General features: G+C 70.7%; 13 protein-coding genes. 7 read left to right on the forward strand and 6 right to left on the reverse strand.

The features are described 5' to 3' along the window. Positions 1 to 198 precede the first annotated feature (198 nt). Positions 199 to 1,830 carry an alpha/beta fold hydrolase gene (locus KUTG_RS45290; protein WP_232241283.1) on the forward strand — a complete coding sequence of 544 codons (1,632 nt, stop codon included), beginning with the start codon at positions 199 to 201 and terminating at the stop codon, positions 1,828 to 1,830. An 89-nt stretch (positions 1,831 to 1,919) separates the two neighbouring features. Here the strand turns inward: KUTG_RS45290 and KUTG_RS45295 are convergent, their stop codons facing one another. Continuing rightward, entirely contained in the window at positions 1,920 to 2,234 is a 315-nt protein-coding gene (locus KUTG_RS45295) for an alpha/beta hydrolase family protein (RefSeq protein ID WP_052396172.1), read from the reverse strand. Positions 2,235 to 2,414: 180 nt separating this feature from the next. Here KUTG_RS45295 and KUTG_RS45300 point away from each other — a divergent pair, with 180 nt between their 5' ends. From KUTG_RS45300 to KUTG_RS45310, 4 genes are all read left to right on the forward strand, one after another. Further along, positions 2,415 to 2,978, forward strand: a complete 564-nt coding sequence (locus tag KUTG_RS45300; RefSeq protein ID WP_369794590.1) for a helix-turn-helix domain-containing protein — start codon at positions 2,415 to 2,417, stop codon at positions 2,976 to 2,978. After that, on the forward strand, positions 2,861 to 3,112 hold the full coding sequence (locus KUTG_RS66765) for an MmyB family transcriptional regulator (RefSeq protein ID WP_369794676.1): 252 nt from the start codon (positions 2,861 to 2,863) through the stop codon (positions 3,110 to 3,112). The genes KUTG_RS45300 and KUTG_RS66765 overlap by 118 nt, the downstream gene beginning before the upstream one ends. Positions 3,113 to 3,184: 72 nt before the next feature. After that, positions 3,185 to 5,314: an ATP-binding protein gene (locus KUTG_RS45305; RefSeq protein ID WP_052396173.1), complete on the forward strand. Its 2,130-nt coding sequence runs from the start codon at positions 3,185 to 3,187 to the stop codon at positions 5,312 to 5,314. A 43-nt stretch (positions 5,315 to 5,357) separates the two neighbouring features. Beyond that, positions 5,358 to 7,274: an ATP-binding protein gene (locus KUTG_RS45310; RefSeq protein ID WP_052396174.1), complete on the forward strand. Its 1,917-nt coding sequence runs from the start codon at positions 5,358 to 5,360 to the stop codon at positions 7,272 to 7,274. Here KUTG_RS45310 and KUTG_RS45315 read toward each other — a convergent pair. Next, the gene (locus KUTG_RS45315) at positions 7,212 to 8,177 is read right to left on the reverse strand and encodes an LLM class flavin-dependent oxidoreductase (protein ID WP_043726070.1); all 966 of its coding nucleotides are present in this window, start codon (positions 8,175 to 8,177) and stop codon (positions 7,212 to 7,214) included. The two genes, KUTG_RS45310 and KUTG_RS45315, sit on opposite strands and share 63 nt — an antisense overlap. Before the next feature lie 89 nt (positions 8,178 to 8,266). Here KUTG_RS45315 and KUTG_RS45320 point away from each other — a divergent pair, with 89 nt between their 5' ends. Both KUTG_RS45320 and KUTG_RS45325 read left to right on the forward strand, forming a co-directional pair. Then, the gene (locus KUTG_RS45320; protein ID WP_052396175.1) at positions 8,267 to 8,860 is read left to right on the forward strand and encodes a TetR/AcrR family transcriptional regulator; all 594 of its coding nucleotides are present in this window, start codon (positions 8,267 to 8,269) and stop codon (positions 8,858 to 8,860) included. 12 nt (positions 8,861 to 8,872) lie between these two features. Beyond that, entirely contained in the window at positions 8,873 to 9,733 is an 861-nt protein-coding gene (locus tag KUTG_RS45325) for an LLM class flavin-dependent oxidoreductase (RefSeq protein ID WP_043726075.1), read from the forward strand. Here the strand turns inward: KUTG_RS45325 and KUTG_RS45330 are convergent. From KUTG_RS45330 to KUTG_RS45345, 4 genes are read right to left on the reverse strand one after another with little or no spacing between them, the layout of a single operon-like run. After that, positions 9,723 to 10,907 carry an MFS transporter gene (locus KUTG_RS45330; protein ID WP_043726077.1) on the reverse strand — a complete coding sequence of 395 codons (1,185 nt, stop codon included), beginning with the start codon at positions 10,905 to 10,907 and terminating at the stop codon, positions 9,723 to 9,725. The two genes, KUTG_RS45325 and KUTG_RS45330, sit on opposite strands and share 11 nt — an antisense overlap. Further along, complete coding sequence (locus KUTG_RS45335; RefSeq protein ID WP_043726080.1) at positions 10,900 to 12,111, reverse strand: ATP-grasp domain-containing protein; 1,212 nt, start codon at positions 12,109 to 12,111, stop codon at positions 10,900 to 10,902. Before KUTG_RS45335 ends, KUTG_RS45330 begins: the two co-directional genes overlap by 8 nt. Further along, a complete protein-coding gene (locus KUTG_RS45340) occupies positions 12,108 to 12,683 on the reverse strand; it encodes an NADPH-dependent FMN reductase (RefSeq protein ID WP_043726084.1) in 576 nt (191 codons plus the stop codon). The genes KUTG_RS45335 and KUTG_RS45340 overlap by 4 nt, the downstream gene beginning before the upstream one ends. 27 nt (positions 12,684 to 12,710) lie before the next feature. Next, positions 12,711 to 13,130, reverse strand: a complete 420-nt coding sequence (locus KUTG_RS45345) for a PPOX class F420-dependent oxidoreductase (protein WP_043726088.1) — start codon at positions 13,128 to 13,130, stop codon at positions 12,711 to 12,713. Positions 13,131 to 13,207 lie beyond the last annotated feature (77 nt).

The raw sequence follows: 13,207 nt of genomic DNA on the forward strand, positions 1-13,207 counted from the left end.
CGGGCCGATTCAGGCCCGGTGGAGATCGTCTTCATTGGCACTCGGGGGGCGCATTCCGGAACGGCCGGGTATCGGTGCTAGCCGGCGCGCCTCCTCCTTCCGGTCGATTCGAGTCCAACTCAGGTCGGAGGAAATACGAGCCATGAACCGACTCATGGCCGGTGCGCGGCCGTGCGTGGCCAAACCACCATGATTCGAGTGAAATTGCTGTCGTTAACCGTTGCGTCCGTGCTCCTGGTCGGTCTTCCGGCGGCGGCGTCCGCGGCTCCGGATCCGTTGGCCGGCTACGAAAACCAACAGCTCACCTGGGCCGCGTGCCCCTTCTCGGCCGGCGCGGCCAAGCCGGCGCAGTGCGCGCTGGTCACTGTGCCGCGGGACTGGGCCGCCCCGGCGTCGGGTGTGGACATGAAGGTCCAGATCAGCAGAGTGGCCGCGACCGGCGCCTCGCTGGGGGCGATCCTGGTGAATCCGGGCGGTCCCGGCGGCCAGGGATCGTCGCTGGCGGGAGCGCTGGCGAGCCTGGAACCGAGCGTGAGCGCCCGCTACGACTTCATCGGCATGGACCCGCGTGGCACCGGCCACGAAGGCGGAACCAAGCCGGAGGACCAGGGGGTGCTCTGCAATGTCCCGACCGGTCGGCTGCCGGTCGGTGTGATGGACGCCAGCGACCGCTCGGCCGCGAGCATCGCCGCTCACCAGCAGGTGCCGCGCGCGATCGCCGAGGCGTGCCAGAGCCTGGCCGCGTCGCCGTTCCTGACGACGTGGCAGACCGCGCATGACATGGACCTGATCCGGCAGCTGCTGGGCCAGGCCAAGCTGAACTATCTGGGTTACTCCTACGGCACCTGGCTGGGCGCCAAGTACGCCTCGTTGTTCCCGGCCAGTGCCGGCAAGATCGTGCTGGACTCCAGCGTGAACTGGCAGGGCCGGCTGCTGGCCGACTTCGAGGACTTCCCGGTGATCGACCAGCGCCAGTTCGACGACGTCTACGTGCCGTGGCTGACCCGCAACGCGCCGGACGTGTTCGGCTCGACAACAGATGTTGTCCACCAGAAGTGGCAGCAGGTCCGGGACTACTACAAGGCGCACGGGGTGTCCCCGGACAACTTCAACGGCGCCTTCGTCGGCATGGGCAGCAAGTTCGCCTGGCTGCTGGCCACCGCCGTGTTCGAGAACGGCGTCAAGGCGCTCGGCGGCGCTGCCACGGCCCCGGTCGCCCTGCAGTCCCAGCTCGACACCGCCTTCGGCAAGCCGATGGCCGCCGTGACTACGGCTGATGTCAGCGCCGCGCTGCAGCCCGACTACACGCAGATCTCCGACGTGCGGATCGGTGTCGCCTGCGGCGACCAGCCGACCAGGTCCGCCGCCTGGTACAAGGCGCTGAGCGACCGCCAGGGCCCGAAGTACCCGCTGTTCGGCTGGGCCTACGGCATCTCCGAGAGCTGTGGCTTCTGGTCCGACGCCCCGCGTCAGACGCTGCCGACCCTGCCGCCGTCGGTGGCCAAGAACGTGCTGGTCGTGCAGGGCGAGTTCGACCCGCAGACCGGCTACGATCTTTTCCCACGCGGCCGTCGCGGCGGCGCCGGGCGTCAGCCTGATCTCCGTCGACGACTCGCCGTACCACGGTCAGTACGCGCTGACCGCCAACCCCTGCGTCGACGGCATGGTCAACGTGTTCCTGCTGGACAACTCGCGGCCGGGCAGCGCGGTGTGTCCGGGCGTGCCGCTCATGGGCGAGGATCAGGTGTTCCCGGTGCCCGGCCCGGTCAAGACGCCGAAGTCGGCGGCACGGTCGTTCGCGCCGGCGGTGGCCCCGTCGGCTCTGCGTGACCAGACGCAGGAGTTCATCAGCAAGACGAACTCCCTGCGCTGACCCGACGATGCGGTGCGCGCCGACCGGTGCGCACCGCATCCGGTGGTCACAGCCGGCCGAAGAAGTCGGGCAGCACGCCGACAACAGGTGTTGTCGCGAGGTCGTAGAGGTCTACGTGACCGGCGTTCTCGATCCAGTGCAGCCGTTTCGGCTCGGCGGCGCGCTCGAAGGCGTCGGTGGTCATGTGCTTGGTCAGGGCGTCGGCGCCGACGACCATCAGCAGCGGGCGTGGGGCGATCTGGTCGATGAGCCTGAACGCGTCGAAGGCCAGGATCTGGTCCACGCTGTTCCAGGTGAACTCCTTGGCCGCGCGGGGATGCCGGGCGCGGTCGGTGCAGTAGTACTGCCAGCCGTCGAACACGTGCTGGCTCGTCCGGGGTGTGGAGGTGGCCGGCGATGAGCAGGTCGTTGCTGGTGAACGTCACGTCGGTTCGCATGACAACCACCGTTGTCGAGCCGATCCGGGCGTACCAGATCAGGTCTGTTCCTGGGCCGGATCGTGCCCTCCCACGGCGGTCCGTCCCGGGTGGACAATCGCGGCATGGCTTCCGATGTCGGTGACTTCCTCAAGGCGCGGCGGGCCGAGCTGACGCCCCGCGACGTCGGCCTGTCCCACGCCGACGAGCATCGGCGGGTGGCCGGGCTGCGCCGCGAGGAGGTCGCGCAGCTGGCGTCGATCAGCGTCGACTACTACACGCGGCTGGAGCAGGGCCGGGTGGCGGCGTCCTCGTCGGTGCTGGCAACGCTGGCCCGGGTCCTGAGGCTGGCCGACGAGCAGCAGACCTACCTCTACGCCGTCGCCGGCAAGGCCCCGGCCAAGTGTCGCCGGGACACGCAGCGCGTCCGGCCGGCCATGCGCCGCCTGCTCGACCAGCTCACTGACGCCCCGGCGCTGGTGCTCGGCCGCCGCCTCGACATCCTGGCCTGGAACCGCCTGGCCGGCGCCCTGTTCGCCGACTTCGACGCCCTGCCTCCACCCACACCGCGCTGGTCGGCGAGCTTGCCGTGCAGGACAAGGACTTCCGCTCGTGGTGGGCCGCGCACCACGCCACTAATGCCAGCAACGGCGTCAAGCGTTACCGCCACGCCGTCGCCGGCGACCTGACGCTGGACTGCGACCTGTGGGCCAGCCCGGACGGCAGCAACCAGCGGCTGATGGTGCTGACCGCCGAACCGGGCTCGCCCTCGCACGGCGCCCTGCGGTTCCTGGCCTCGTGGCAGGCGCACCCGGCCCTGTGATCGAATCAGCGTTCCTGCGCTGGGCTGACCGGTTGGTGCGCTAATGTCCGACCCACCGGAGTGGGGGTTGGTGTGGGCGACTCGGTGGTGCGGCGGTTCCGGCAGCGGGCGGGCCTGACCCAGGAGGGGCTGGCCCAGCGCTCGGGGGTGTCGGTGCGGACGATCCGGGGCCTGGAGACGGGGGACCGCCCCAGCCCGCAGTTGGCTTCGTTACGCCAGTTGGCCGACGCGATGACGCTGTCGCCGGGGGACCGCGACGAGCTGATGGCGTCCGTGCTGGGCACGGCGTCGGCGCCTCGACAACTACCGTTGTCACCATCGGGATTCACTGGGCGTGAGGCGGAGTTGGCCCAGCTCGACGCGGCGGCGTCGATGGTGGTCATCAGCGCGGTCGCCGGCGCGGGCGGCATCGGCAAGACCTGGCTCGCGGTGCGGTGGGCGCATCGGAACGTTGATCGTTTTCCGGACGGGCAGCTGTTCGTCGACCTGCGGGGATTTAGCCCCGACAGCGACCCGGTCGAGCCGCTGGCGGCCCTGCGGGGCTTCCTGGACGCCCTCGGCGTCGACACCGCGCGTGTCACCGGCGACCTGGACGAGCACGCGGCTCGGTACCGGAGCGAGGTCGCGGGCAAGCGGATGCTGATCGTCCTCGACAACGCCGCGACGGCCGACCAGGTCGTGCCGTTGTTGCCGGGCACGCCGACCTGCACGGTGCTGGTGACCAGCCGACGGGTCCTCTCCGCCTTGCTGCACCGGCATGGCGCCCACCACGTGCCGCTGAGCGCCCTGGACGAGGACGAGGCGCGCGAGTTTCTGGTGCAGGGCCTCGGTTCTGAGCGGGTTACCGCCGAGCCGGCGGCGGCCGAGGAGCTGATCGAGGCCTGCGGGCGGTACCCGCTGGCGTTGGCGATCATGGTGAGTCGCGGGCGTAACAGCACCTCGTTGGCCGGGCTGGCGGCCGAGCTGCGGGAACACGGCCTGGATGCCCTGACCAACGTGCTGTCCTGGTCGCTCAAGGCCCTGACCGACGAGCAGCGCACGGTGTTCGCCCTGCTGGGCACCGCCCCCGGCGCGGACATCGGCCTGCCGGCCGCCGCGAGCCTCACCGGGCTGTCCAGGGCGCAGGTGACCCGGGTGCTGCGGGCGTTGACGGAGGCGTCTCTGCTGACCCGGCTGGCCAACGGCCGGTACGCGATGCACGACCTCATCCGTGCCTTTGCCGCGCAACAGGAAGTCGCCGAGCGACCGGAGGCTTTGCGACGGGTGCTGGACTTCTACCTCCACACCGCCAACGCCGCCGCCCAGCAACTGGATCCGCAGCCGCTGGAGCTGCCGCCGCCGACCGTGGAGCCCCAGCCGATCCCGGACGTGGCGGCGGCGCTGGCCTGGTTCGACGACGAGCTCCCGAACCTCCTTGCCGTGCAACGCAATGCCGCCGGTCTCACGGTGTGGCAGCTGGCCCGGACCATGAACAGCTTCCTGCACCGGCGGGGCTGGCATCACAACCGGCTCATCGTCTGGCAGGCCGCGGTGGACGCCGACGTGCCGGAGTCGCGGGCCAACGCCCATGGTTTCCTCGGCCGGGCCTACGGCGCCCTGGGCCGGTTCGAGGAGGCGACCGAGCATTTCGAGCAGGCCCTCGCCCATGCCGAGGGCGACACGTTGCAGCAGGCCAACACCTATCGCATGCTCGCGGCGGCGTGGGAGCAGCGCGGGGACGACCGGCGGGCCCTGGAGCACACTTCCGAGGCCTTGAACCGATATCGCACGCTCGACCAGCCGGTGTGGGAGGCCGACGCGCTGAACTCCATGGGCTGGTACGAAACCCGCCTCGGCGACCAGGACGCCGCACGGCGGCACTGCGAGGAAGCCCTGACCATGCAGCGCCGCAACGGTTATCGCGACGGCGAGGCGGCGGCGCTGGACAGCCTCGGGCACATCGCCCGTCACACCGGTCGGCACCGGGAATCCGTGGACTACTACGAGCAGGCACTGGCGATCTTCCGTGACGTCGGCAACACCGTGTTCGCGGCGGTGGCCCTCGACGGCCTCGGCCACCCGCTGGCCGCGCTCGGCCGGGCCGACGAGGCCCGCGCGGCCTGGGGCGAGGCGCTGCTGCTGTTCCAGGAGCAGGGCCGTGAGGGCGACGCCGAGCGCGTGCGGCGGCAACTTGACAGCGTGGATCACACAACTGCCGGGTGAACCGCGCCGGGGCGATTATCATGGCGGCAGGGGGCGATGAACGATGGCGGACCGACGCCGATCGACGTTGCGGGAGCTCCGCACGCGGACCGGGCTCACCCAGGAAGCGCTCGCCGACCGATCCGGCGTGTCGGTCAGCACCATTCGCGGCATGGAGAACGGCACGCGGGTCAATCCCCGGCCGGACACCCTGCGCCAACTGGCTGACGTGCTGGGGCTCGCGCCCATCGAGTACGAGGACCTGTTGGCGGAGAACGACCTTCCGTCAGCCGAGCGGTCCACGCGCCCACGGCAGCTGCCGGCCGCCCCGCACGGGTTCACCGGCCGGGCCGACTTCACCGTCGAGGTGCCGACCGTGTTGACCGGCCCGGGCGGCATCGGCAAGACGTGGCTCGCGTTGCACTGGGCTCATGAGCACGCCGGGGAATTCCCGGACGGACACCTTTTCGTCGACCTGCGCGGCTACGGCCCCGACGACGATCCGGCAGAGCCGCAGGCGGCGCTGCGCGGGTTCCTGGACGCCCTCGGTGTGAACGACTTTCGCGGCGGGCTGGCCGAACACGCCGCCCTGTACCGGAGTCATGTCGCCGGTCGGCGGATGCTGATCGTGCTGGACAACGCGGCGAGTGCCGACCAGGTGGTGCCGCTGCTGCCGGGCTCGTCCACGTGCACGGTCCTGATCACCAGCCGGACGACCTTGAGTGCCTTGCTGCACCGGCACGGGGTGCGGCACGTGCGGCTGGACGTGTTGGGGGACAACGAGGCGTACGGGCTGCTGGCGCGGCGGATCGGCGACTGGCGACTGGCCGCCGAGCCCGACGTCGTCCGCGAGCTGATCGGGCTGTGCGGGGGATATCCGTTGGCGCTGGCCATTGTCGCCGGTCGGGCGCACGCACATCCGGACATCCCGCTGTCGGAGTTCGCCGCCGAACTGACCGAGCTGGGGCTGGATGCCCTGGACGACGCCGATCCGGCCGCCAGTCTGCCGGCGGTGCTGTCGTGGTCGCTGCGGACGTTGACCCCGCAGCAGCGGGAGGTCTTCGGGTTGCTGGGAGTTGCCCCGGGCGTCGACATCAGCGCGGCGGCCGCTGCCGCGCTGACCGGGCTGTCAAGGCCGCGGGTGGTGAAGGTGTTGCGGGAGTTGGAAGATGCCTCACTCCTGCGGCGGCAAGCCAATGGCCGCTATGTCATGTACGACCTGATCCGCCGGTTCGCCGCGACTCCAGGATCCGACATAAATCGAGGACTGCTCGACTTCTACGTCAGCTCCGCCCTCGCCGCCGATCGCGTGCTGGATCCGCATCGGGCGTCCCCGGAACTCGACGCGCCGGAGCCGATGGATGAGCCGGCGGCGTTGGCCTGGTTCGCCGCCGAACACGCCAATCTCTTTGCCGTGCAACGGTGGGCCGCCGAGCGCGGCCATTCCTGCGAGGTCCGGCAGTTGGCGTGGGCCATGACCACCTTTCACCTCCGGCAGTCCGATCGTGACGCCGAACTCGCCTCCTGGCGTCTCGCGGCCGTTTCCCATGACGTCCAGGCCCATCGTTATCTCGGTCGCGCCCATGCCGATCTGGGGCAACACCAGGAAGCCCTGGCGCACCTGGGTCAGGCCCTGGCGCTGAAGGACGAGGCCGCGGTCCTGGACAGTCGGGGTTACATCGCCCAGCACACCGGACACCCCGATTGTGCTCTTCAGTGCTATCGGCAGGCCGTCGCGTTGTGGCGCAATGACTTCGAGGCCGCCCGAACGCTGGAGCAGCTCGGGCACGTACACCGGACTCTTGACCAGCACGACCAGGCCCGCGAGGTGTGGTCAACCGTGCTGAACGTCTATCAGGGGGCCGCCGCCGACCGGGTGCGCCAGCATCTCGCCGCGCTGGACTGTCGGCGCATCGCCTCACGCGAAGTGGGGAATCACCTTGCTGGCGAACAGTTCCAGGTGATCGTCGACGTCCCGTGACGGCAGGCCCGGCGCGGCCAGCCGGAGGCCGAAGGTGTCGACCGGGAGATCGCCGACCATGGACCGGATCTTCGCGACCATGTCGTCCGGCGTGAGGATCGAGACCACGCCGCGCAGATCCTCGATGGTGGCCATGCTCCGGATGCCGGCGTTGGCCACGTTGTTGGAGGCGGCCAGTCGTGCGGCCTCGTTGAACCAGTGCAGCAGGCCGGGGCCGACGAGGGCGAGCGTTCGTTCGGGGTCCTCGGAGACGAAAAGCCAGGGGCTGCCGGTGAGGTTGAGGCGCGGTTCCTTGCCGGTCGGCGCCAGTTCCTCCAGGTACATGCGCCAGACGTCCGGATTGGCGGGGCCGGTGTAGGCGTCGCCGTAGAGGGCGGCCCGTCGGACGGCCGCGCGACTGGTGCCGCCGACCCAGATCGGCGGGTGCGGCTGCTGCACCGGCGGCGGCGTGATCTTCGCGCCGTTGACGGTGTCCCCGTCGAGCAGCCGGCGCACGATGTCCAGGTTTTCGTTGGCCCGTTTGCCGATGTCCTCGGGGGCGACGCCGTAACCGGCGAACTCGACGGCGTTGTATCCGACGCCGACGCCCAGATCGACGCGGCCGTTGGACAGCACGTCCAGCACCGCGACGTCCTCCGCCAGCCGGACCGGGTGGTACAGCGGCAGCAGCGCCACGTTGGTCGCCACACGCATCGTCGTCGTGCGGGCGGAGATGGCCGTGGCCGCGATCAGCGGCGATGGCACGAAATGGTCATCGGTGAAGTGGTGCTCGCCGATCAGGGCGTGTCCGAAGCCCAGTGTCTCGGCGTGCGCCAGGTGTTCCACGGTGTCCGCGTACACCGCCGTCGAGCTGCGGGTCTCCGCCGGCGACCGGCGGAAGTCCACGATCAGTCCGAAGCGCATGATCCCTCCCATGTAAGTGGGGACTTAATCCCCGTTTGTCACCGTAGCGCAAGCGTGGATAAAATCCCCACTTAGTGAGAGGAGGGCGCATGCCGACCGTCCGCGCCGACGCGCTCCGCAACCGCGCGCGCATCCTGGCCGCCGCCACCGACGTGTTCGCCGAGCACGGCCCCGACGCCGCCCTCGACGACATCGCCAAGCGGGCCGCCATCGGCAACGCCACCGTCTACCGGCACTTCGCCGACCGCACTTCCTTGCTGCACGAGGTTGTTCGCTGCGTCATGACCCGCACCGCCGACGCCGCCGAGCTCGCCGTCGAGTCCTCGCCCGATTCCTACGCGGCGTTGTGCGGCTTCGTCCACGCCGTCGCCGACCAGCGGATCACCATCCTCTGTCCGCTGCTCTCGTCGGCCGACCACGCCGGCCTCGCGGACCTCAAGCAGCGCGTGATCACCGCCGTCGACACCCTCGTCACCGCCGCTCAGCAGGCCGGTCAGATCCGCTCCGACGTCAGCTTCGCCGACGTGCTCATGGCCCTGGCCCAGCTCACCCGTCCGCCGGCCGGCCGGTCCTGGTCCGATGTCGAGCCCTTCGCCCACCGCAGCCTGCGGATCTACCTCGACGGCCTCCGGGCCGAATCCGACCTGCCCGGCCGTCCCGCCACTGTCGACGATCTCCGCTGATCAGGAGCTGCGATGCGCTTTTCGATCAATCTCCCCAACTTCGGCGACTTCGCCGACGCCCGCACCGTCGCCCGCGTGGCCGTCGAGGCCGAGCAGGCCGGTTGGGACGGGCTGTTCGTCTGGGATCACCTGGTGCACAACAAGAATCTCCGCCGCGGTGTCCCCTTCGGTGACCCGTGGATGCTGCTCACCGCCGCCGCCCTGGCCACCACCCGCATCCGCCTCGGCACCCTGGTCACGCCCGTCGCCCGGCGTCGCCCCGAGCAGCTGGCCCGCCAGGTCGCCACCCTCGACTCCCTCAGCGGTGGCCGGGTCATCTTCGGCGCCGGCCTCGGCGGCCCCATCGAGGACGAGTTCGGCAGCTTCGGCGAACCCACCGATCCCGTCGTCCTGGCCGCGCGCCTCGACGAGGGCCTCGACCTGCTCGCGCGGTACTGGTCCGGCCACCCCGTCAACCACGACGGGCCGCACTACCAGGTCCGGGACGTCACCCTGCTCCCCGCCACCGTGCAACAACCCCGCCCTCCGGTCTGGGTCGGCGGCTTCTGGCCCGCCCGCCGCCCTTTCCGCCGCGCCGCCTGCTGGGACGGCGTCGTCCCCCTGTTCGAAACCGCCCGGCACGGCCAGATCCCGCCCGTCGACCAGGTCCGCGACGTGGTCGCCTACGTCCACGAGCACCGTCCGGACGCGGACGGTCCCTTCGACGTCGTCCTCGGCGGCGCCACCGATCCCGCCACCGCCGCCGACATCCTCGCCCCCTTGGCCGAGGCCGGCGCCACCTGGTGGGACGAGCGCCAGCTCCAGACCGGCCCCGACATCGACCGCCTCGAACCGGTCCTCCGCCGCATCAACGCCGGCCCGCCTAAGCCGTGACGGCCTGACGGCGGCGGGTGCGGGCGGTGGCGAAGGTGACGACGGCGCAGCAGGCGGCGAGGGTGAGCCAGACGGTGGGGGCGCTGCCGGTGAGAGCGAGGGTCACGCCGATGGAGGGGCCGGCGAGGTTGCCGATGCCCATCATGGAGTTGACGAGGGCGTTGGCGCGGGTGAGGTCGCGGTCGGGGACGAGGGAGATGAGCCAGGGGTGGAATGAGGCGGAGTAGGCGCACTCGCCGAGGGCGAAGAGGACGGCGTAGGCGAGTAGACCGGTGAGGCGCAGGGGATACGAGCCGAAAGAGGCGACGGCGGCGCAGAGGTAGCCGGCGACCCAGAGCAGCATCGCCACGCGGAGGCCGAAGAGCTCGGGGCGCTTCTCCAGCAGGCGGGTGATGAGGGCCTGGCACGAGGCGATCACGCCGACGTCGACGATGAGCAGCAGGGACACGGTGGACAGGCCCATGGCCATGAGGTTGACGGAGACCAGGGGAGCGGTGGCCTCGAACTGGCTGAGCCCGAAGAGGTAGACGGCGAGCTGGAAGACGGCGGCGGACAGGGTGATCCGCCACAGCTGGCCGACGGGGGTGGCTGAGGACTCCCGCTCCTCGGCGACGGTGGGCAAGTGCTTGCGTACGAGCAGAATCGCGATGGTGACGGGCAGCATGCCGACGGCGTTGGCGAGGAACAGATAAGGGATCACGGTGCGGGGCAAGGCGAGTGTGAGCCCGGCGGCGACGAGTGAGCCCAGGGCGAGGGTGCCGTTCAGCACGGCGTAGCGCCGGGCGAAGACCCGACGGCGTTCCTGGGCGGTCACCAGGGAGTTGACGATGGGGATGATGGCGGCGAGGAAGCTGCCCTGACCGACGCCGATGGCCAGCCCGGCGGCGATGACGGCGGGGTAGGAGCCGGCGAGGTAGAGGGCGAAGTAGCCGACGAACCACAGCAGGGTGCCGAGCACACCGAGGGGCACGCCGCGAAGGCGGAGCACGCCGGTGCTGAGCAGCAGGGCGGTGGCGAGGTTGGCGCCGCCGGAGCAGGCGTAGAACACCGCCACCCCGGGCGTGCCGACGCTCGGCAGGTCGGACAGGTAGATCGCGGTGTACGGGAACACCAGCCCGAGGCAGAACGACGACAGCCCGTGAGTGGCGATGAGGCCATTGACCGGCCTAGGCACGAGTGACCTCGCAGGTGATCAACGCCTCGGCGGCGTCCAGGGCGGCCTGACAACAAGTGTTGTCAGAGGTCACGGCGACGAGGGCGGCCAGCCGGGGGATGGCCCCGCGCGGCGGGAGACGCAGCGTGGCGCCGGGCTCGGCCAGGGCGGCGACGTGCTCGATGCCGGGGACCTCGGCGGCGGCAGCGACATCCACCCGGTGCACCACGGCGTCGAACGGCGGGTACACGAAGCGGACCTCGGCCGAGCGGGAGTGCGCCGGGGTCAGGTCCGGCACCTGGCCGAGAGACAGCTCGGCCGCGGCGACGACGAGGTCGACGCCGGTGGCGAGGAAGCCGGCGTAGGGGATGAGGTCCCCGCCGAGTCGGCCGTTGAGCTCGACCAGCCGAGGCCCGGCGGAGGTGAGGCGCAGCTCGGCATGGGTGACGCCGAGTTCGACACCGAGGGCCTGGTGCGCGCCGACGACGAGATCACGCGCGGCGCGGGCCCAAGGCTCATTTGCCCAGTCCGTCAGCAGGTGCCCGACCTCCTCGAAGTGCGGCGCGAAGCCGAGTCGCTTGCGAGCGACGTGCACACACTGGACAGCGCCGCCGGACACGACACTGTCGACGCTGATCTCCGGCCCGTCGAGGTACTCCTCGACCAGAACCCCGTGCCCGGTGGTCAGCGTGGCGAACGCGGCCCCGGCGGCCACGCCGAAGGCCTCCCGCACCTCGTCGACCGACGTGGCGAGGGCGACGCCGACGCTGCCGGCCAGGGCGCGAGGCTTGACGACAACGGGGAACCCCAGCGAGGAAGCGATGGACACGGCCTCGTCGGCGCTGTGGGCCAGGCCGTGGCGCACGGAGGACAACCCGGCGGCCGACAACAGGGACCGGGTCAGGTACTTGTCACGGCAACGGGCGGCGGCCTCGGCCGACATGTGCCGCAGGGACAGCTTCTCGGCGGCCCGGGCGGTGCTCTCCAGCACGGTCTCGTCCCAGGTGAGCACCCCGGAGTCGGGCCGGGCCAACGCCCGCAGCCCCTCGACCACGGCGGCGTCGTCGGCGAAGTCGACGACTCGCCAGGAGTCGAGGTAGAGGCTCTGCCACGTGGGCTCGGCCGGCAGCAGGGCGGACAGCCGGTACCGCCGCGCCAGCGAGGCGAACGCGTACTCGCGGTAGGGCCGGCCGCCGCTGCCGACGACGATCACGTGCGGACTCATCCGACGGCCTTGGCGCGCAACGGTTCCAGCGCCTCGGCGACGCTGTGCAGCTCGTCCAGCATGCCCTCGGCCGAGGCGGACATGGCGTCGGTGCCGGTGAAGGCGCCGTCGCCGTCGATGTGCTGGCCGATGAAGTGGATGGCCACGCACTCGGGCACCGGCACCATCTTCAGCGTGGTGACGACCTGCTTGGTCATCTGCGCGGCCCGCAGGCCGGCCGAGGTGTTGCCGTAGCTGACGATGCCGACCGGCTTGTACTGCCACTCGAAGTACAGGTAGTCGATGGCGTTCTTCAGCGCCGCGTTGATGGAGTAGTTGTACTCGGGGGCGACGAACACGAAGGCGTCGGCGGCGTCCACCGAGGCGCTCCAGTCCTTGGTGTGCTGCTTGGTGTAGTTGCGCTCGGACGGGTGGTTGGGCTCGTCCAGCAGCGGCAGGCCGATCTCGGCCAGGTCGACCAGTCGCACCTCGAACCGGCCGTGCTTCTCGGCGATCTTCGTGAACCACTCGGCCACCGCCGGGCCGGAGCGGCCGGGGCGGGTGCTGGCGATGATCACGTGCAGGCGGGGCATCTCGGAAAGCCTTTCGGGTGAAGGGGTTCAGGCCGGCAGGTAGCCGTAGGCGTGGTCGATGCGGAAGCGGACGACGAGGCGGCGGTCGGCGACCATGGCCCGCCGGTAGTCGTCCCAGTCGGGGTGCTCGCCCTGCACGCCGCGGAACACCTCGATGAGCTCCTCGACGGCCTTGTCGTGCGGGTCGGCGGCCACGGCCGACAGCTCGGCCACGCCCTCGAACACCGCGTAGGCGGAGCCTTCGGGCAGCGCGACGTGCAGGCTCACCCGGGGGTCCCGACGCAGGTTGGCGATCTTGGCGCGGTCGTCGGTGGTGGACAGGCGCACCATGCGCTCCGTGGCGTCGTAGTCGAAGTCCACATTGGACAGCTGGGGGCGCCCGTCGCGTTTGATGGTCACCAGCGCGCCGCGGCGGCGGGTGTCGAGCAGGGAGAGGTAGTCCGGCATGGGTGGGTCCCTTCGGTCACGTGAATTCCAGTATCGGGAAGTGCGCCGGCCGTTCCCGGCGGACTTGACGTTGTACG

This window comes from Kutzneria sp. 744 (assembly GCF_000568255.1).
GTDB lineage: Bacteria > Actinomycetota > Actinomycetes > Mycobacteriales > Pseudonocardiaceae > Kutzneria.